Here is a 20,217-nt window from a genome sequence, read left to right on the forward strand (position 1 = left end):
GCTTTCGTTCAGGTATGCATCGATTCTGCCCCATGAAGGACAGAGCGGGAATGCACAGGAGCACTTAGTAACCTAGTAGGAATTTCCTTAGGTCCGAAAGTACGAATTTGGTGCAGTTTTCACCTTTTGCTTTTGTTTTGTGAGAGATGGACAGAATGTCGCTTTTACACGACGCTCTGCAACCGCTACACACCTTAATTTCCATGCCTAGGGTGCGCCGATGCCGCTTCCCCACAAAGCGGTCCTTAGGTCCTACATCCTTGTCCGCCAAATACCTACCTGCGACTCTCTTTTGGGACGTGTCCCTGCGTACAATGTCGAAGGTTCATTTTGTGTGTTTTTTTCTGAAAAGCTGAGTATGCTTACTCCATGGTGCATGCTTCGGGAACAAAGAATGCCTCGGCCACAGCTCCGGCAAAGAAGAGAGGTGCGGAAATGACCGAATCTGACAAGTCCAGCGCATCGACCCCGACCAATAAAATTAAGATCGCGGTAGTCGAGAGCGATCCGCTGCGTTTCATCGGATTCCGAGCTCTCTTTGATACCGAACCGGACATGGAACTCGTCTCTGCCTCGGCCACTGACATTGCTAACAACACTGACGCCGATCTCATTCTGCTCGGCAGCCGCGGTAATCAGAACTTGTTCGATGTAATGGCAGGGCTAAAAGCACAGCGTCCCGATCTGCGCATCATTGTGACCGGTGCGGGCGCAGACGACGAAATGATCCTGAAAGCTCTTGCTGCCGGTGCCAAGGGCTACGTCGATGAAGCTGCGAGCCCCAATGAATTCGCAATGGCCATTCGCATCGTCCACCAAGGATCTGTATGGGCTCCGCGTCGTGTCCTCTCAACCTTTATCGAACGCGTGACGTCATCTCCCGGACGCATCTTCCCTGCTGGCCGCGTGACTTTCACCGACCGTGAAAAGGAAGTTCTCGAGCTTCTCGTTGCTGGTCGCTCCAACAAGGAAATCGGCGCTGCCCTTGGCATCGAAGAGCGCACGGTCAAGGCTCACGTTGCCAAACTGATGCGCAAAGTAGGCGTACAAAACCGCATCGCGCTTTCCGTGCACGCCATCACCCATTCCCTTGTATCGAACAGATAGACATATATCAATTTTCTCGCGCTAACCCACATCGTTGATGTGGGTTTTCCTTTTTTGAACTCCGAAACTTGGAGACGCAAGACTTCGCCGAACTGACATCAGCCATTGTCTGTTCGATTTCCACCGAAACTTTTGCCCTCCTACTCGCGTTATGATCTTTCAGGGACTCACTTCATGAGCGGAAGGAAACTGCATTGAACAAGATTCTGATTGCAATCGTTGTGCTTCTCTCAACCACTGCGGCAGTGGCAGGAGATCGCGCCGACGATGTTGAGCGCCTGCAGAGCGGTGCCAATGTCATCAAGGAAATCATGGCGGCTCCCGACAAAGGTGTGCCAGAGGAAGTCTTCTCCAGCGCAAAGTGCGTCGCCGTGATTCCCAGCATGTTGAAAGCCGCCTTTGGTGTTGGCGGAGCGTACGGCAAGGGAGTTGCAAGTTGCCGAACTGAGAAGGGCTGGAGTGCTCCCGCATTCTTCTCCGTACGCGGCGGAAGCTTCGGATTCCAGATTGGCGGTCAGGCTGCAGACATCATCATGCTCATCATGAATGATCAGGGCATGAACAACCTGTTGCAAAGTAAGTTCAAACTCGGTGCTGACGCCAGCGTTGCCGCCGGGCCCGTAGGTCGCCACGCCGATGCATCCACCGACTGGAAAATGCGCGCCGAGGTTCTTACCTACTCACGCACTCGCGGTGTCTTTGCAGGAATTTCGCTGAATGGTGCCGTCATCACCCAGCACCGAGATGATACGCGGGACTTCTATGGTCGCATGGTTCCGTTCAAAACCATCCTTACCGGCAACATCGAATCGCCAAAGGAATCTGCCCCGTGGAAGGACATACTCGTGAAGTACGCTGGTCCTGGAACTGAAGCGAAGAAGTAATCGCAACAATCCTCACGAGCCCCATTCGAGTTTCTTGCACGCGAATGGGGCTTTTGCTTTGTGCTCCGCAGACCACGCGCTTACCATTGACCTTGCAACTCGCAATTTGATACGTTCAGCTTCTACTCATGCGAATTTGGCTGGAGTTCCTTCCTGTATGGCTCATCGCACAAACCTTGCGATGGTCGCCGCGCCCCATGGCGCGTGCTCTCGCTCATGCGATTGCCATGCTGGTGTATTGGGCTCATCCTCGCCTGCGGCGGGTAGGAATGCGGAACCTCGAACTCGCCTTACCTGAGAAATCAGTCCCCGAGCGCGAGCAGATTCTGCGTGGAGTCTATCGCTCATTGGGTCGCCTCTTATCTGAGGTCCCGAAGTTTCCCGACTACAAACTAGGCACAGTGGACCAAATCGCCATCTACGATGGCCTTGAGAACTACATCGCTGCGCGTGATCGCGGCAAGGGCGTGCTCTTTATGACCGCGCACATCGGAGGCTGGGAAATCGGCTCCTTTGTCCATTCCATGCACGGGCATTGGCTGAACATCGTCGTCCGCAATCTCGACAATCCATTGCTCGACCGTTGGGTTCGTCGCCTGCGCACTCTGCATGGCAACAAGACTCACGATAAAGATGAGTACGCCCGCGGACTTCTTGTCGCAATGAAGAAAGGCGAAACCGTTGGTGCCTTGATGGACACCAACATGACCCCACCACAGGGAGTCTTCGTAAACTACTTTGGCGTGCCTGCCTGCACCGCGGGAGGCATCGCCCGAGTTGCCATGCGTACAGGCGCGGCCGTTCTCCCCGCATTTACCATCTGGGATGAGTCAATCCGAAAGTACCGCATTCACTTTGAACCAGCTATTCCCACTGTCTGCACCGGCGATGACGAAGCCGACGCCATTGCGAACACTCAGAACTACACCGCCGCGATTGAGAAGATCGTACGAGCATATCCTGACCAGTGGCTCTGGGTGCATCGACGTTGGAAGACGCGTCCTTCCGGTCAACCTTCCCTGTATTAACTAGCTCTCTAATATCCTTGGTCGGCAACACTCAAGCTTCTTCTGTTGCTTGTTTGAGCAATTCGGTTCCCCGCCGCCGAAACCATATACTATAAAGGAACCCTGCGGCTTGAAATGTATTGTCTCCTGAGTTAATCGTCTCCTCTATTTTCCGAACCGCAACATTGTCAGCGAGTTCGACATCCAATGGCTATGGCTGAGGGCGAAAAGGCACTCCCGGTGAGCAGCTCTACACCTCCAGAGTTCGCGCCAGAGCAGCGTGAGATGTTTGTTGAGGTGCTCACCCTCTTCACACAACGTAAGATCCCTTTTGCAGTGAGTGGCGCATTTGCCCTTCATGAGCACACCGGTATATGGCGCGACACCAAAGACCTTGATCTCTTTATCGCACACGAGGACGTTCCTCGTGCTCTCGACATCCTCGCTGCCGAGGGGCTTGAAACGGAGATATGTGATCCGGTTTGGCTCTGTAAGGCGCGTCGTGGTGACTATTTCGTTGACCTGATTACCGGCATGAGCAATGCCGTGATCGTAGTGAAGCACGATTGGATCGAGCGTGCGACGATAGCCGACGTGCTCGGTCTCCCAGTAAAAGTCCTTGCTGCCGAGGAACTGATCGCCTCCAAACTCTTTGTCACCAGGCGCGAGAGATTTGACGGAGCTGATATCGTGCACGTCATTCACGGCACTGCGGGAAACCTCGACTGGGGTCGTATTCTGCACTTAGCTGGCGAACACTGGATGGTGCTGCTCTGGGCTTTGGTTCTCTATGAGTACATCTACCCGGCACATTCCACCTACGTTCCGCGAGCACTCTGGAACGATCTCCTCACGCGTCTGAGGAAAGAATTGGATCACCCAAACGCGAGCGCTCCCTTCCGAGGCAGCCTGATTGACGACAAGATGTTCGCGATCGACGTGAAGGAATGGGGCATGGTGAATCTGAACGATCGCTTGCGCGAGGAGCGCGACCAATAACGCACATCGAGGGAAATGAATGAGGATTGCGGCAGTTGCTGATCTTCACTACAGTCCACAAAACTACGACAAGATTCGCGAGCAGATGTTGCGCGTGCGCGATGACGCGGACGTGCTAGTTATAGCGGGCGACCTCACAAATTATGGCAAGCCAGCAGAGATGGATTCGCTGCTCACAATGCTGGTCCGCCTTCGCCTTCCCATCGTTGCTGTCCTGGGTAATCACGATTACGAGAGTGGTCAGCACGAAGAGCTGATGAAAATGATGTCCGCCGAAGGAATCAAGATTCTTGACGGGAGCGGCTATGAGCGCGATGGAGTAGGGTTCGCTGGAACAAAGGGATTTCTCGGCGGATTTGGGCGCGGCATCCTCACTGCCTTTGGTGAACCAGAAGTGAAAGCGTTCGTGCAATCCTCCATCGACGAAGCACTAAAGCTCGAACGCGCAATGTCACAGTTACGGACAGAGAGGCGCGTTGTCGTTCTTCATTACGCTCCGATCGGCGATACCGTAAAAGGAGAGCCGCTTGAGATCTATCCTTACCTCGGAAACTCGCGCCTGTCGGAAGTCGTCGATCGCCATGGCGCAAACTTGGTCGTACATGGACATGCGCATCATGGGGCCCCTGATGGCAAGACCACAGGCGGCACGCCGGTGCACAACGTTGCCCTTCCCATCCTGCAATCGACCGGACTCACTACGCCGTACCGTGTCTTCAATGTCTAGAAAAGCCGCTGTGGCAGCGTACGTTCGACAGGCTCTATAACCCGGCTGTAAACTCGTGCTTCGGAAGCACAACGCTTCCACGGAGGCACGATGATACGGCTGAAGGCCTACCTTCCCTTGCTCGTCCTGTTCTGCGCCTTGCAGACAGCTCTCGCACAGGATCTCTCGTCGTTTGAGAAAAGAGTTCAGGTCAGGACTCTTCCCAATGGTTTGACAGTGCTGCTGTTGCAGCGGCCCGAAGCGCCTGTATTTTCCTTTTTCACCATCGTTGATGCTGGCGATGCGCAGGACCCGATGGGCAAGACCGGGTTGGCGCACATGATGGAGCACATGGCCTTCAAGGGCACCAACAATATCGGCACAACGAACTTCGCTTCGGAATCAGCGGCTCTGGAGAAGGTTGAGAAAGCCTACGCCGATTATGATCGCGAACGAAACCGTGTCGTAAACCACGACGAAAAGAAAGTAGCCGAACTGAAGGCCGCATGGGAAAAGGCACGCCAGGAAGCGGACCAGTACGTGGTCAAGAACGAATTCGGCGAGATCATTGAGCGCAATGGTGGTGTCGGGCTGAATGCTTCAACGGGTCTCGACAGCACGCAGTATTTTTATTCGCTCCCCGCAAATCGCCTCGAACTGTGGGCGTATCTTGAATCAGAGCGCTTCCTGCATCCTGTGATGCGCGAGTTCTACAAAGAACGTGACGTCGTGATGGAAGAACGCAGGATGCGCACCGATTCTTCTCCGACGGGAAGGCTTGTGGAGCAGTTTCTCTCTGCGGCGTACGACGGCAGCCCATACCACCGCCCCGGTATTGGATACATGAGTGACCTCTTGCACTTCTCTGCCACAGATGCGTCCAATTTCTTCAAAACGTACTACGTTCCAAGCAATATGATCGTCGCGGTTGTCGGCGACCTCGATGCAGAAAAGACCTTCGCCATCGTGGAACGCTACTTCGGCCGTATTCCTTCTGGCCCGAAGCCTGAAGAATACGTAACCGCGCAGACAAAGCAGAACTCGGAACGCACAGTACTGCTGCACGATCCTTCGCAACCCTTCTACGTCGAGGGTTATCAGCGCCCGAACTTCCGCGACAAGGATGATCCCGTGTATTCGGTCATCAGCAGTGTCATGAGCGAAGGTCGCACATCGCGGCTCTATCGCTCACTTGTACGCGACAAGAAACTCGCTGTCGCAGCCGCGGGATTTAGCGGATTCCCTGGAGACAAATACCGCAACCTGTACGCGTTCTATGCAGTGCCGTCGCAGGACCACACCGCCACAGAGATGGCCAGCGCGATTCACGAAGAAATCGATAAGCTCAAGCGCGAGGGTGTCACGCCAGATGAACTGAAGATGGTGAAGACACGATCGAAGGCAGCCCTGCTCCGCAGTCTCGCAAATAATCAGGGGCTAGCAATAAACCTTGCTGAGAATCAATTGAAGTACGGTGATTGGCGTGAGTTGTTCCGGCGCATCGACAAGATTGACGCAGTGACAAACGAAGACGTGAAACGCATAGCTAATGAGGTTTTCGTGGACACGAATCGCACGGTTGGAATTCTTGAGACCCAGAAGAGCGCAGCAAAGGGAGGCATGCAATGAACACAAAATCCCTAATCGTAATGCTGAGCGCTGCACTGCTAGTCGGTTCTATGTACGGCCAAGAACCGACGAAGAATGACGCCACCAAACAGGAAACCGCGCCGAAACCAGCCCCAACGTCAACTCCAGGGGTGGCGACAAACTGGAAGCAGATTGCGATTCCAGCACTCCCTCCGTTTAAACCTAAGGAGCCGCGCCGAGTCGCCCTACCAAACGGAATGGTCATCTTCTTGACCGAGAACCATGAGCTACCCCTAATTTCCGGCTCCGCACTGGTTCGCGGCGGGAGCGCTTCTGAACCTGCGGAAAAGACTGGGCTAGTTGAGATTTACGGTTCGACTTGGAGAACCGGTGGCACCACCAAGCTTTCCGGAGACCAACTCGATGACTTCCTCGAAGCGCGTGCGGCCAAGGTTGAAACCGGTGGGGCGGAAGAAAACACCTCAATCAGCTTCAACTGCCTGAAAGCTGATTTCAACGACGTGCTCGGACTGTTTATCGACCTGCTGCGCAATCCTGCTTTCCGCGAAGACAAGCTTGCGCTGGCAAAGAAGCAGATGAACAGCGCGATTTCGCGCCGCAATGATGAGACTGAAGATATTGCCTCAATGCAGCAGGATCTTCTTGGCTACGGCAAGCAGAGTGCCTACGCGCGCATCCCCGAATACGTAACTGTCGCGGCAATCACTCGCGAAGACCTATTGCAGTGGCACAAGCGACACACGACTCCCAGCAATATCATCTTTGGCGTGGTTGGCGACTTCGATTCAAAGGAAATGGAAGCTACCCTGCGCAAGGCTTTTAGCGATTGGCCCAAAGGCGAACGAGTACCTGATCCGAAGGTCACGATTGCCCCCGCGAAGCCCGGTATCTACGTCGTCGACAAGAGCGATGTGAACCAAACCGAAATTCGAATGATCAGCCTGGGAATCGAGCGTAAGAACCCTGACTACTACGCTGTTCAGGTAATGAACGAAATCTTTGGAGGCGGCTTCTCCTCACGCTTGTTCAGCAATCTCCGTACTAAGGCCGGCTTGGCATACTCGGTCAGCGGAGGAGTGGGCAGTTCGTGGGATCATCCTGGCTTGACGGTCCTGGAGATCGGAACAAAAACGGAGACCACCACCGAGGCGATCAAAGGATTGTGGGAGCAGGTCGATCAACTCAAAAAGGAACCTCCGAGTGACCTGGAACTGAAGCGTGCGAAGGACGCGATTCTGAATTCCTTCATCTTCAACTTCGATACCCCGGCCAAGGTACTGCGCGAGCAGGAAACGTATGAGTTCTACGGCTATCCTCGCGACTTTCTGGAACAGTACCGAATTGGAGTCGAGAAGGTTACGGATTCTGACGTGCTCCGCGTTGCGAATAAGTACGTTCACAAGGAAGATTTGAAGGTGCTTGTCGTTGGGAACAGCGGCGAGTTTGATAAGCAACTTGCAGCACTCGGTCCCGTGACACCGGTGGACATTACCATTCCCTCGCCGGAAGTGAAGACCGGAACAACCAAGGCTCCGGGCAACACTGCAGAAGGAAAAGCGGCTGTTTCAAAGCTTGTCGAGGCCTTGGGTGGCGCAAACAGGGTAAATGCCATCAAGACTCTGCATCAGGCAATGTCGCTGACGCAGCAAGGCATGGAAGTGAAGGTCGATCAGAGTATTGTGTATCCCGACAAGCAGGCGCAGAAAATGACCCTGCCACAGGGTGAACTGCTGCGAATCGTCACTCCCGAGGCGGCTTTTATGGCCATGGGAGCACAGGTTCGGGACCTGCCACCCAGCCAACGCAGCTCGGAAAGTGCCGCTCTGAAACGCGACTTTCTGAACGTGCTCCAGCACGCAAACGACCCTAAATATAGCTTCAGCGTCACTGGCAAAGAGAAGCTCGGCGATGCGGAAGCGACCGTGGTCGATGTGAATGCGGACGGCACTAGGTCGCAGTGGTGGATCGGCCCGGATGGGAAACTCCTACAGGAGCAGTTCTCCGAAGTAGGACAGTCCGGACCGACAACGCTTACCATGAAGTACTCAGACTGGAAGAACTTCGATGGCCTGCAGTATCCGACTCGCTATGAGGTCGATAACGGTGGTCAGCCGGTGGCGAAAATGAGCTTGAACTCGATGGAAATCAATCCTTCGATCGATCCAAAGCTGTTCCAAAAACCATCACAACCGGCGCAGTAGAGCTGAACCAGGCGGGTGCGCTCTCAAAGGGCACACCCGCTTCCCTCTTTGAATAACTATCCTGCTCATCAGCCATCCTTTCCGCAGAGACTCTCTTCCTACATCTTGGCGCAGTGTCTCGACTCTGACAGCTGCCCTTCGTCAGCTCTAGAGTGAGAAGCGCCACATGGAGGCTCGAATGAACCATCGTTTAGGAATTCGTGTGCCTGTTCTGATCTGCCTGCTATTCGTTGCCGTCGCAAGCACAAGTGCGCAGCAGGTACTGAATGGAACCGCCGAAGATGGGTCGCTCTATCAGTTTGTGAAACCTGCAAACTGGAATCATCAACTTGTGTTGTATGCACATGGCATTGTCGATCCCCAGGAACCGATCGCGTTACCGAGTGACAAGGGGTTCACCGAGTTGCGCGATGGCCTCGTGGCGCAAGGCTTCGCAGTTGGCTACTCCAGCTACGCCGCGAACGGATTTGCGATCAAGGAAGGCGTGCTCGACACCGATCATCTGCTAGGCACCTTCACGAATTTGTATGGCAAGCCTGCGAAGACGTTCCTTGTCGGCGCATCGTTGGGCGGTGCGGTGGTTCTGGACCTTGCTGAGCGCTTCCCAAAGAAATACGCCGGTGCGCTGCCAATGTGCGGACTACTGGGCGGTAGCCCTCTGGAAGTTGAGTATGTCGGAAACGCTCGTGTCCTGTTCGACTACTTCTTCCCCGGAGTCATACCCGGAACCTTGCTACACACTGCCACCCAGACTTATGATCCGTTCACGCCGGGAAACGTCGGATTCAACGTTGCTGTCGCACTGCTGAATGGGTTCACCCCAACAGCCGCAAATCCGATTCCTCCGACTGTGCAACTAGCAACCACGGTGGGGCTGGAGGCTGCCTCCCCTCAAGAAGTTCTGACGGGACTTATCGAGGTCCTTGGATTCGACGTCCGCTATGTGAACGATGTGCTGTATCGAACCCATCTTGCCAGCCCATACGACAATCGATTCATCTGGTACGCTGGGTCGCTCAATGACAAGGCTTTGAATGCCGGAGTGGAGCGAGTGGCTGGGACGGTCGAAGGATTTGAGTACCTGTTCCGCTACTACCAACCTACCGGCAAGGTCAGCATTCCTACAGTTACCCTGCATACCCAGCGCGATCCTCTGGTGCCTTTCTGGCATGAGCAGGTTTACCATCTGCTGGCGGAGCACCAGCATCACGATGCCCTTCTAGTGCAGCAGTCGGTCAACCGCTTTGGGCATTGCGAATTCGAGGCGGCAGAAGTGGCAAACGCATTTACCGGACTCGTCAAATGGGTGAACTACGGACAGAAGCCAGCAGGCGGGGACGTGACGGTCAGCCCGAATTAAGTTCGCGCTTCCAAAGGAAATGGCGCGGATTCGTCCGCGCCATTCTTTCTGCAATGTTTGAATGCAGTTACTTGGTGGCCATAGCCTTCGGCTGATACACACAGAAGGGTTCGGACGCCATATAGTTTCCGGTCGCGGCATAGGCCCGCGCGCGGCATCCCATGCAGACGTTGCGGAATTCACAGCAGCCGCACTTCCCTTCCAGTTTATCTGTATCGCGAAGATCCGCGAATACAGCCGAGTTGTTCCAGACCTCCGCAAAAGGCTGCTTGCGCAAATCGCCAGCGACTGCGGGCAGGTAGCCGCACGGGAAAACTTCGCCCTCGAATGAAATGAAGCAGACTCCAGTTCCAGCGAGGCAGCCTTTGGTCATCGCATTCATAGCATTCGGGTCGCCGCCTGGGTGTCCATGTGGGTGAGGCATTCCGTCGTGACGGATTCCGCTCTTGCCGAACTTCTCATAGTCCGTTTTGAACGCGATCCCAGTGGATCCCGGCATCGTCATCTCAGTTGCGCCGATCGCAGGAGCGGTCGTTGCGGCCGGAGCAGCACCGTAGCCTTCCTGCTTACGCTCAGCCGTGCGGCGCTGACGTACCACGCGGAAGTAGTGCGGGGCGCAGGTTGCCTTCAGTTCGATATCGCCCACGGCGGCCTGATCATAGAACCAGTTCAGGATTTTCTCGTATTCTTCCGGGGAGACCATCTGCGAGTCAGCAATATCAACACCGCAGCCTACCGGAACCAGCAAGAACGTGTGAAGGGCATCGGCACCGAGTCCGCGCACCATGTTCAACACGGCAGGAAGTTCAACGGCATTATGTTTGGCGATCGTCATGTTGATCTGCACCGGCATGCCCAGCGATTTCAGGTTCTTGAAGCCGTAGACCGCAGCATCAAAAGCTCCCGGAATCTTGCGGAAACTGTCATGTGTCTCGGCGTTGGCACCGTCGAGCGAAATGGATACACGCTTCACGCCAGCATCAACGATCTTCTGCGCTATTTCCTTGGTGACCAGCGTTCCATTGGTAGCCAAGGCGACGCGTAGCCCCTTGTCCGTTGCGTACTTTGCGAGTTGGAAGATGTCGGGGCGATAGAGCGGCTCACCACCCGAGAGCACCAGAATCGGATTCGCGAATTCTGCGATTTGATCGATGATGTTCAGTGCTTTGTCGGTGGGAAGGTCGGATGGAGACGCAAGCTCTGTGGCGGTAGCGCGGCAGTGCACGCAACGAAGGTTACAGCCTTTTGTGACTTCCCAAAAAATAAGGCGCGGCAGATGTTTTCCGGCGCCGACATGAGGGCTCGCGTTCATGAAATCTCCTGACAGCAATCTTCTTCTGATCGCAACTTAACGATACGAGGCCGGATAACCAAGGAGCCATGACTCTAGTCACAGAACGATTGTGATGCACGTCACTCGCAAGGTCGCCCACAAAAAACCGGCAGCCTTGGCTGCCGGGAGTGAGTTGCTCTTTTTAACTACGGTCCGACGCCTCCGTTGTGGCAGTCAGAACAATTCACAGCACTTAGATCACCGAGATCCACTGGATGCTTAAAAGTCATCGCAGTGTTAGCGACAGAAGCTGGAAGAATTCCCTCCTCCTGATTTAACACCGTGTGGCAAGAGTTGCAGTCCTTCGTAATTACCTTGCCATCCTTGCTGGTGTGATTGCCGTCATGGCAACGGAAACACCCGTTGAAATAGTAGTGGCCCACGTTATCCGGGTGCGTACGCCAATCAACCTTCATCTCGGGGAAGATATTGTTCCGGAAGATGCGCTGGAGTTCCAGAACCATGTTCTGGATGTCCCCTGAATGGGCACTGGCGATCTGCGGATACTTCTCCTTGTAAAACGCTGGAATCTGCTGTGCGATCGCGGTCATTGCTTCCGACGTGCTCTTGTACTGCGCCGTTAGCACTTGGACGGCCTGCTGCTTGGCAAATGGAAGGGTAGCATTGATTCGCTGCGAAGCAAGTGACTGATCAACCGCTCTATCCGGGGGATTGTACACATGAGTCGGACGATTGTGGCAGTCAACGCAATCCATGCGGCGTTGCTCCAGTTTGCTGACGGCCGCTGGATCTGCTCCAGACGCGGTGTACTCGGTAACTCTGCCACTGGCATCCGTGAGACGAACCCAAGAGATTGTCTGGCGCTTCGGATCACTGCGGTAGTCAATCTTATTCGCGATATTCATGTGCCAGTGGATACCAGCAGCTTCGCCTGCGCTTGGCTCTCCGCCGCCGGTCTTGATCAGCAACCGGAGCTGGCGAGGTGTGTTCGTTTCGTCCGAACTGAAGTGATTGAACACCTTCAATTGCGCACCCCAGAAACGGCGAGGCCAATGGCACTGCTCACAGGTTTGGGATGCGGGGCGCAGATTTGCAACAGGCGTCTCGATCGGCCGTGGATAGGTATTGAGAGCAGTCTTAAACACCTGTCGCAACCCAGACATTTTCGACTTCACGTACCAGCTCGCGCCGGACCCGACGTGACACTCCACGCATGTCACACGCGCGTGCGCAGAATGAGAGTGCGCAGTGTGCTCCGGATGCATGACCGTGTGGCAAAGCTCCCCACAAAATGTCGTTGAGTCAGTGAATTCGTACGCCCGATAACTACCGACTGCACTGAGCATGACGAACACAACCACGAAGGCGACGAACGTGATCAGACGACTACGCTCTCCTGGTTGGTTGAGGTCAATGCTTGGAAGGGGGGCTGTACCGTGAACGGCCTGCAAACGGCGCTTGCGTTCGCGCCAAATGCCGAGAGCGACAATGAGAAGGCCCAGAATCAGAAAGCCCGGAAGCACCATGTAAGCCAGGATTCCGATGTAAGGCGCAGCCTGTGAAGAAGTGATGTCAATGAGAAACAGAACGATGATGTTGGCTAAAGCAATCCCAGACAGGGCGATTCCGGAAAGGCTTATGTAGTTTCGCGCCAAGGACCTGTAAGAGAAACCCTCGCGCGGGGGCTCGTTGGGCGTGGACGGCCCAGGGTCGGTCATTCGAATCTCCTGCAACGGTAGTGCGGCATTACGCTGTCCTATCTTGCAGACTCGGCGCTAACGATGCGGCAGCAGGGGTTAACCTGCTGCCGCACACTGCCGTACTACTTGGTGACTACGTGATGGGTTTTGGCCTTGTCTCCAGCTTCACCCGCATACTGCGCGAGAGTTGCGGAATCAAGTCCATGTTCTTCCTGATAATGCTCGACTGACATCTTCCCATCGAGGAACGCGTAGTTCACCGGGTAGGTGTCAGGATCGAGTATGACCTGGTAGAAGTGCCATACGATGATAGCCAAGGTAGCGAGAATTGCTTCATAGAAGTGGACAGTGATGGCCACGTCAATCCACCAGCGCGGTACGAAGCTGGCGAACATCACCTTGAACCAGGCAGCTAAGCCGGTAAGAGCCATCACGAACGTGCCCCAAACAAGCGCCCAGTACTCCATCTTCTCCGCATAGTTAAAGCGCTTGAACTGCGGCTTCTTGTCAGAGAATCCAAGGTAGTAAGCAAACACATCCACCATATCCGTTGCATCCTTCAGTTCCGGCAACATGTCGATAAACATGCGACGGCCGTCTTTGGTGCAGGCCAGATAGAACACGTGATAGATGCTGACAACGATCATCAGGACGCCCGCAAAGCGGTGAACGTAGCTGCGTCCGATTTCATTAACAAAGATGAAACGGTTCGCCGCATCCGGCCACTTCAATGCGAAGCCCGAAAGCACCAGAGTGAAGAACGATACGAACAGCAGGAAGTGCTGAATCCGCTGATTCTTCGTCATACGGACAACGACACGAGGACCATTCGCATGGTGTGCAGCATGCTTCTTGCGGTCTGCCAGCTTCCGAACGAAGATCATCAGGTTGTGCGCGAGCATGAAGCCAATAACGGCGATGATCAGCAGGATGTAGGCATTGCGTACCCAAGTGTTGACCTTGACGCCGAAGTCAGCTTTTGCGGCGGCCGCGGGATCAAGGTGAACCTGACCTTTGGCAAAGTTGGCATTCGCACCGGGGTGGCACTGTCCGCAAGTCTTAACCAGGTTAGCCGAGTTGGTGGCTGACGCAGGATCACTCGAGGGAAGAATGTTGTGAGCTCCATGGCAAGAAGAGCAGCTCGCCGTGCTTTTGGAACCCATTGCGTTCGCCATACCATGGTAGCTGGCGTTGTAGCTGTCCGTACGGCCACCCGGAATGCCGAACTCTTGCGTCATGCGCACGTTGTTGTGGCACTGCGCACAAGCGAGATCACCCTGGTTCCTTGCCGATACAGACGACAGCTTGTCGTTAGCAGCCTTGATCGTATGAACGCCATGGCAATCAATGCAGACCGGAGCATGTACGTTGCCGGAGGCAAGAGACTTGCCGTGAATGCTGTTTGCAAACTGCGCCTGCTCGTTGCTATGGCACTTTGCGCAAGTTTTGGGAACGTTGGCACGGAAGATCGGCGAGGTGAAGTCACCAGCGCGGCGAATGTCGTGCGCATCGTGACAATCAGAACAGACCGCAGCCTTTTCGTTTCCGGAGGCTACCAGCTTACCGTGAACGGACTCCTGATAAGCGACGGCAGGCTTGCCGGGCATTCCAGGCATCGCCTGACCGTGGCACTGGCCGCACATCTTCGGGACGTTGACCTTGGCGGTACGGGACTTGGGATCGCTGGCCGGTAGGATCTCATGAATATTGCCGTGGCAGCTTTCGCAATTTGGCGACTTAGCATTGCCGGCAGCCAACGCCTTTCCGTGCACACCATTGTCGAACATCTTCTGCTGATCGGCATGGCAGGTGGTGCAGGTCGGTTTCGCAAGACCCGCGTCGTGCGGAAGGGCCTTGATATCGGTGTGACAATCAACGCAGGAGAACATGGAACCGTGAATGGAACCTTTGAAAGCATCCCCGTGCACAGCCTTGCCGTTCACCATCGATGCATCGCTATGACAAGCTAGACAATCATCGTTGGTCGGCTTCGGCTGGGCCGCAGCTTTGGTTCCTGCGTATGCAAACCCGGCGCAGACAAACACCAGGCACATAATCCAGACAAGTCTAAGTTTATTCACAAGCCCTTCACCTTCAAGGTACGGCGATAAAGCAACTCAAGTAGCTGCCCGGACCCAATGGCCCGGGCGGCCCAGTACGACAATCCTTCAAGTACTTCTCTACTTCAGAGACTTCACATAAGCTGCAACCGCCTTTGCTTCGTCCGGAGTCACGTTCTGGGCCTTCATCTTTCCCTTCCCTTTCGTGACAACTTCGGCTAGCTGCGCTTCAGACTTCCCCTTCACTTCAGGGGTGTTCAGCGGTTTAACACCCATTGCAGGAATCGACTTTGAACCATCGGCGCCATGACAACCTGAGCACCTTGCCTTGTAGACGGCGGCACCATCGGCGGCAAAGAGAGGCATAGCCATCGTGGCAACGATCGCAATCGCAAAGAATCTTTTCATTGATTCTCCCCATGTATTGCTAGGCACATCCTGAAAACGTCAAGACGGTTCGGGTACACTGCTATCCGCTTTTTCAGGACTCTATTGGTTTTCGCATCTGCACCGCACCGGGGGCAGTGAGTGTACTCACGACATTCCGTGACTTCTGTCACACGGATACCTCGGGTGGCGGCAGGCTTCGGGCAGCGTTCATCGGGGGAGGACGGGCGGGTCGCGCCGACAGCAACCGCGGCAATGACATTCAGAGATACCTCTGAAGCTTTTGAAAGTATTACCCCAAAAACTTTGCCTAGCATGATGGTTCCTGCTCCGGAGAATTGCAAGTGCTCAGAACATCAGACAGATAAATCGTCTAGCAATAGGAAAGGCCGCGGTGAAGCGGCCCGTTATGGAATAAGAATGCGATTTGATTTACGAAGCTATTGGCCTTGGCCGTTGAACACGACTTCTGCGCGCACGCGTAAGTCCTATGGAACGAACCCGCTCGTACGCGCCATGAAGATCGTCGCTGAGGCGGCGAACCACCTCCATGCAGACGGTTGGATTTTCGCGAAGAAACTTCATGAGGTCCTTGCGCTTGATAAATGACACCTTGGCAGAATCCAGCAGCTCGGCCGAGACCTCGTAAGAATCGCCACTAAGCGTGGCGCCAAGTCCGAGGACTTCACCTGGCCCGGCGACGCGAAGCATCAGGCGCTTGCCGCTCTCCGAACAAATGGAGAGTTTGGCGCGGCCGTCACAAAGAACATATACACCACGTGAGGGACGACCTTCCGAAAACAGTAATGCGCCCTTTCCGAGTTGCGACTGTTCTTTGATTCCATCGAAGCTGCTGATTGCATCCGCCGACATGTCGCAGAAGGGGCGATCGGTGCGGAATGCGCATTGTGTGCAGCTGGACTGCATATCACTCTCCATGACAGGGTTGTATCTTTTGTGCAAATTGGACGCTGTGATTCGAGTCACCCCCCATCGTGAGTCCCGCCACAGGACGCTCAAGCACACGACCCCGATTCAGCAATCACGAAAACACACCCGAATACACCTGCACAGAAAAGAACGGTCCGGCGCGGGGCCGGACCGACGTATTTACAAATTAGAGCCGAACTTATGCGGTAGATAATGCCTTGAGGGCAGTTTTGTTTCGAATTACCAAAGTGGAACCCTTGGACTGCACAATTTGTCGCTTCTTCATTTCCGCGAACAGTCTAGTGACTGTTTCGCGCGAGGTGCCGATCATTTGTGCGATCTCTTCGTGGGTCAACGCCAACTTAATGCGAGGTTCCTGTTTCGCACCCTCTCCGTTCTTGGCGGCCCAATCTAGAAGAAGCTTGGCCAGCTTTTCTGCGGCAGAGTGGGAAAGACCGAGTGAGCGAATTTCGCGGCAGGCGGCGTTGTACTTCTCACTGAGTTGCTCGGCAACCCGCAGGCAAGCATCTGCGTGCTCCTTGAGCAAGCGCAGGAAATCTTCACGCTTAACAAAATTGATTTGGCAAGGGTCGATGGTTTCAGCCGTCAATTCGTATGGCTTACCACTGACGGATGCGCTGAGGCCGAGCACTTCACCGGCTTCCGCGATTTTGAGAATGAGGGTCTTGCCATCCGTTGAGCAGATGGAAAGCTTCACTCGCCCTTTGCAGAGTACGAAAATGCCTCGTGGCGCCTGGCCTTCGACAAATAGAATCGCACCCTTCGGATATGCGGTCGCGTATTTGATCTGTTCGAAGGATTGGAGGGCGGCGTCGGGCAAATCGCAGAAAATCTGATCTGCCCTCATCTTGCAGGTGAGGCAGCTCTCGATTATGTCCAGACCGTACGGTGTAAGCACTGGTTCCCCCTCGGTAACTTTTCGAGCTCGACACGGGCCCGAATGGGGCGGCTTTGATTGGCCGCACTTTTACATCTGCACGATGAACCCGTTTTACGTTGCAAGCACCATGGCAACCCAACCCGGACACACACATGCCTCGCATAAGCTTGTACGGTTTACATAGCACCTAAAGGAAGTGCGTCCATCACATACAATTGTGACGCCATCACATTTCAGTGACCTATCGCACACATTAAAGTTCGGACGATTGGAGCTTATTAAGTACTTTTAGACTTCCCCGTATCGAGCTACAAACGAAGCACTTGCTTCGCCGTTCAGTCGCGAACGCCCTCGGCCAGCTCGGCAAGATATAGCTGGTACTGGGTACCGTCGTAGAATCGCCGGAACTCGGGGAAGCGCTCAAACTCCTGCTGTTCAAACGGAGCGTTATAGAGGACCAGAATCTCCCGTGGCGCACGTCGGGCCGAATCAATCAAGTTCTCCAGGACCCGTCTCAACACGTAATCCGGGAAAGGATTGAACAGGTACAGAACGATATTGGTCAAAGGAAATTCGTATTCGCGAGCGTCAGTACACACGCACTGAAGGTTGTGGCACTGCTGGCCGGAATCATGAAATCGTACAATGTTCTCACGAGCGATGGCGTCCAACTCCGGCTGTACTTCGACTCCGACAATACGCGAAAAGGGATACATGGAGGCCATCAAGAGCACTCTTCCCTTGCCCGACCCTAGATCTATGAACGTATACGACTGCAAGTCGACCCGTGCCAAATGAAGCATGATGGCCTCGAACTCCTGCTCAACGGTCGGCTGATAGAGTCGCTCGCTAAATACCTCCCGCAGCCTGACCGAGAGAGGCAGGCGGGCCCACGTCGTATCCACCGCGTGATCGCAGTCGTAATCGATGTCGCCGAACCGACTGCGGCGACGTTCCGGTAGCGAGTCTCTGAAGCATTCGACAAACTGCGTCGCGAGATACTTCATCGAGCCAACGAAGCCACGCGCTCGGATGGAATCGCGCTGCCAGCGCAGAACCGCAGATGCTAACGAGGGCGGCTTAGGGGACTGAGGCATAAGTTCATTATGGCATTGCAGCCATAGTTTGGGACGGTGCCAGATTCGCCGACCTCGGGTTCACTGTGGCAAAGTAGAGAAAGTCATGACAGCAGTGGACGTCGAACATCGAGCGGCAGGTGCCGCCTTTCGCTATCCCAATTTCAGATACTTTCAGGCAGCGCGCTTCCTCGTGGTTGCCGGACTTGAGATGCAATCCGTAGCCGTAGGCTGGCAGGTTTACGAGATTACTCGCCGACCGCTGGACCTCGGCTTCGTTGGATTGGCGCAGTTTCTCCCCGGATTGCTGCTCTTCCTCGCAGGCGGGCATGTAGCAGACCGCTTCGATCGGCGGAAGGTGCTTCTCGCATGCTATGCGAGCTTTGCTCTGTGCTCGTTGGCCCTGCTTACGCTCACGGTGCAAGGCATTCACCGCGTCACTTCCGTATACCTGGTGCTGGTCGCAATGGGTTTCGTAAGGGTGTTCAACGGCCCGGCAGGACAGGCATTCTCGCCCCTGCTCGTCCCACCCGAGGTCTTTCCTAACGCAGCGGCCTGGGGCTCCTCCATTTTTAATGCCGCAACCATTCTGGGGCCAGTCATCGGCGGAGTTCTCTATGCACTTCGTGGGAGCCCTGTCGCGGTCTATGCATCCGCAGCGCTCGCACTCACAGGCGCAGTCCTGTTGATGCTGGCCATCGAGATCAGAGGTGTGCAACAGATAAGCCAGTCACGCGACTGGAAGGCGGTGCTTGCTGGGTTCGAATACGTACTGCGCAACAAACTTATTCTGGGCGCCACGACGCTAGATTTATTCGCGGTGCTTCTCGGTGGAGCTGTCGCGCTGTTGCCAATTTTTGCGCGCGAGATCCTGAATGCCGGCCCGCGTGGACTTGGGCTTCTGCGCGCATCACCCGGAATTGGCGCAGCCATTATGGCGATCACGCTCGCTTATCGCCCTATGCGCCGCAGGGCTGGCGCGAAAATGTTGTGCTGCGTCGCCGCTTTCGGAGCTGCCACCGTGCTATTCGGGCTTTCGCACAACATCTACCTATCGATGTTCGCCCTTTTTATGGTGGGATCGGCAGACATGGTATCTGTGATCGTTCGCTCGACTGTCGTACAACTTGCCACTCCTGACGAGATGCGCGGTCGAGTCAGCGCAGTCAACATGCTGTTCATCGGGGCATCGAACGAATTCGGACAGTTTGAAAGCGGCATTACCGCACAGTGGATGGGCGCCGTGCCCGCGGTAGTTGCCGGAGGGATTGGGACTTTGGTCGTTGTGAGTCTGTGGAGTCGGTTCTTCCCTGCACTGCGCCAAGTCGATCGCTTGACTCCCGAGTCGCTAGCCGTCATCGCGGAGCAGAATCTCACAGACACTCGATAGTAAAAAAGTGGCCGAACCATTTAGGTATCGGCCACTCAGGAACATACAAGTTCCAGCAGAACTTTACGCTGTTGCGCTCACTCTCGAATCTTCCCACCAAATCTGCATATCGGTGGCGGTTTCACGCTTCTTGAAGGTGCCGCCGTGGAGCGTTACGCGCTCCAGCGCCTTCTCCACAACCTTGGGAATGGCGTTGCTTACCGATTCGCTAAGAGACGCTCCGACCTCAAGCTGCTCGCCAGTCACCCCGATGAGATACACATCTTCGGGAGCGTCGCCAGCGAGTTCGGCAACGAAGATCGATTCGGTAATAGCAGGTGAATGAGGGTCGAGCCGAATTGCAGGCCGCTGGCTAGTAATTGTCTCCTTGTCGTAGACAGTCACGGTGCCAGCCGGAGCGCTGTTATCCACTGAGTCGATCAGGATCAGCACATCGATTCCAGTCATGTACGCGATCAAGTCGAGGCCGGGGGTGCCGAGGTCTTCGACCTCGACACCTTTACCGAATTCGTAATTGGCCGCGATCCAACGAGCCGTATAGGGTCCCACCGCATCATCGCCAAGCAGGACACTGCCGACGCCGCAGATCTTGATCTTCTTCATG

General features: G+C 54.9%; 17 protein-coding genes. 9 read left to right on the forward strand and 8 right to left on the reverse strand.

What is annotated here, in order from left to right; all coding sequences use genetic code 11:
- Positions 1-435 precede the first annotated feature (435 nt).
- The 8 genes from AC6IZD_RS09020 to AC6IZD_RS09055 all read left to right on the forward strand — a co-directional run bounded on the left by AC6IZD_RS09020 (position 436) and on the right by AC6IZD_RS09055 (position 9,875).
- Positions 436-1,107: a LuxR C-terminal-related transcriptional regulator gene (locus tag AC6IZD_RS09020; RefSeq protein WP_497787361.1), complete on the forward strand. Its 672-nt coding sequence runs from the start codon at positions 436-438 to the stop codon at positions 1,105-1,107.
- 194 nt (positions 1,108-1,301) lie between these two features.
- A complete protein-coding gene (locus tag AC6IZD_RS09025; protein ID WP_497787362.1) occupies positions 1,302-1,991 on the forward strand; it encodes a lipid-binding SYLF domain-containing protein in 690 nt (229 codons plus the stop codon).
- Between the two features lie 128 nt (positions 1,992-2,119).
- The gene (locus AC6IZD_RS09030) at positions 2,120-3,019 is read left to right on the forward strand and encodes a lysophospholipid acyltransferase family protein (RefSeq protein WP_497787363.1); all 900 of its coding nucleotides are present in this window, start codon (positions 2,120-2,122) and stop codon (positions 3,017-3,019) included.
- Between the two features lie 186 nt (positions 3,020-3,205).
- The gene (locus AC6IZD_RS09035) at positions 3,206-3,997 is read left to right on the forward strand and encodes a nucleotidyltransferase (protein WP_497787364.1); all 792 of its coding nucleotides are present in this window, start codon (positions 3,206-3,208) and stop codon (positions 3,995-3,997) included.
- A 19-nt stretch (positions 3,998-4,016) separates the two neighbouring features.
- Complete coding sequence (locus AC6IZD_RS09040) at positions 4,017-4,724, forward strand: metallophosphoesterase family protein (protein ID WP_497787365.1); 708 nt, start codon at positions 4,017-4,019, stop codon at positions 4,722-4,724.
- A gap of 90 nt (positions 4,725-4,814) precedes the next feature.
- On the forward strand, positions 4,815-6,332 hold the full coding sequence (locus AC6IZD_RS09045) for a M16 family metallopeptidase (RefSeq protein ID WP_497787366.1): 1,518 nt from the start codon (positions 4,815-4,817) through the stop codon (positions 6,330-6,332).
- Positions 6,329-8,515: an insulinase family protein gene (locus tag AC6IZD_RS09050; protein WP_497787367.1), complete on the forward strand. Its 2,187-nt coding sequence runs from the start codon at positions 6,329-6,331 to the stop codon at positions 8,513-8,515. Before AC6IZD_RS09045 ends, AC6IZD_RS09050 begins: the two co-directional genes overlap by 4 nt.
- A 178-nt stretch (positions 8,516-8,693) precedes the next feature.
- Complete coding sequence (locus AC6IZD_RS09055; RefSeq protein WP_497787368.1) at positions 8,694-9,875, forward strand: alpha/beta fold hydrolase; 1,182 nt, start codon at positions 8,694-8,696, stop codon at positions 9,873-9,875.
- Positions 9,876-9,942: 67 nt separating this feature from the next.
- Here AC6IZD_RS09055 and AC6IZD_RS09060 read toward each other — a convergent pair whose 3' ends face one another.
- From AC6IZD_RS09060 to AC6IZD_RS09090, 7 genes are all read right to left on the reverse strand, one after another.
- Positions 9,943-11,187, reverse strand: coding sequence for a radical SAM protein (locus AC6IZD_RS09060; protein ID WP_497787369.1), 1,245 nt, complete (start codon positions 11,185-11,187; stop codon positions 9,943-9,945).
- 167 nt (positions 11,188-11,354) lie between these two features.
- Positions 11,355-12,887, reverse strand: a complete 1,533-nt coding sequence (locus tag AC6IZD_RS09065) for a NapC/NirT family cytochrome c (protein WP_497787370.1) — start codon at positions 12,885-12,887, stop codon at positions 11,355-11,357.
- Positions 12,888-12,991: 104 nt separating this feature from the next.
- Positions 12,992-14,950, reverse strand: a complete 1,959-nt coding sequence (locus AC6IZD_RS09070) for a cytochrome b/b6 domain-containing protein (protein ID WP_497787371.1) — start codon at positions 14,948-14,950, stop codon at positions 12,992-12,994.
- A gap of 99 nt (positions 14,951-15,049) precedes the next feature.
- Entirely contained in the window at positions 15,050-15,337 is a 288-nt protein-coding gene (locus tag AC6IZD_RS09075; RefSeq protein ID WP_497787372.1) for a c-type cytochrome, read from the reverse strand.
- Between the two features lie 411 nt (positions 15,338-15,748).
- The gene (locus tag AC6IZD_RS09080; protein ID WP_497787373.1) at positions 15,749-16,243 is read right to left on the reverse strand and encodes a Crp/Fnr family transcriptional regulator; all 495 of its coding nucleotides are present in this window, start codon (positions 16,241-16,243) and stop codon (positions 15,749-15,751) included.
- A gap of 202 nt (positions 16,244-16,445) precedes the next feature.
- On the reverse strand, positions 16,446-17,165 hold the full coding sequence (locus AC6IZD_RS09085) for a Crp/Fnr family transcriptional regulator (protein ID WP_497787374.1): 720 nt from the start codon (positions 17,163-17,165) through the stop codon (positions 16,446-16,448).
- Between the two features lie 317 nt (positions 17,166-17,482).
- Positions 17,483-18,244: a hypothetical protein gene (locus tag AC6IZD_RS09090; protein ID WP_497787375.1), complete on the reverse strand. Its 762-nt coding sequence runs from the start codon at positions 18,242-18,244 to the stop codon at positions 17,483-17,485.
- Between the two features lie 85 nt (positions 18,245-18,329).
- Between AC6IZD_RS09090 and AC6IZD_RS09095 the strand changes: the two genes are divergently transcribed.
- On the forward strand, positions 18,330-19,613 hold the full coding sequence (locus AC6IZD_RS09095; RefSeq protein ID WP_497787376.1) for an MFS transporter: 1,284 nt from the start codon (positions 18,330-18,332) through the stop codon (positions 19,611-19,613).
- A 63-nt stretch (positions 19,614-19,676) separates the two neighbouring features.
- On the opposite strand, the gene AC6IZD_RS09100 is transcribed toward AC6IZD_RS09095, so the two are convergent.
- Positions 19,677-20,216, reverse strand: coding sequence for a hydrogenase maturation protease (locus AC6IZD_RS09100; RefSeq protein ID WP_497787377.1), 540 nt, complete (start codon positions 20,214-20,216; stop codon positions 19,677-19,679).
- Position 20,217 lies beyond the last annotated feature (1 nt).

The sequence above is a fragment of the Koromonas humicola genome, assembly GCF_059726255.1.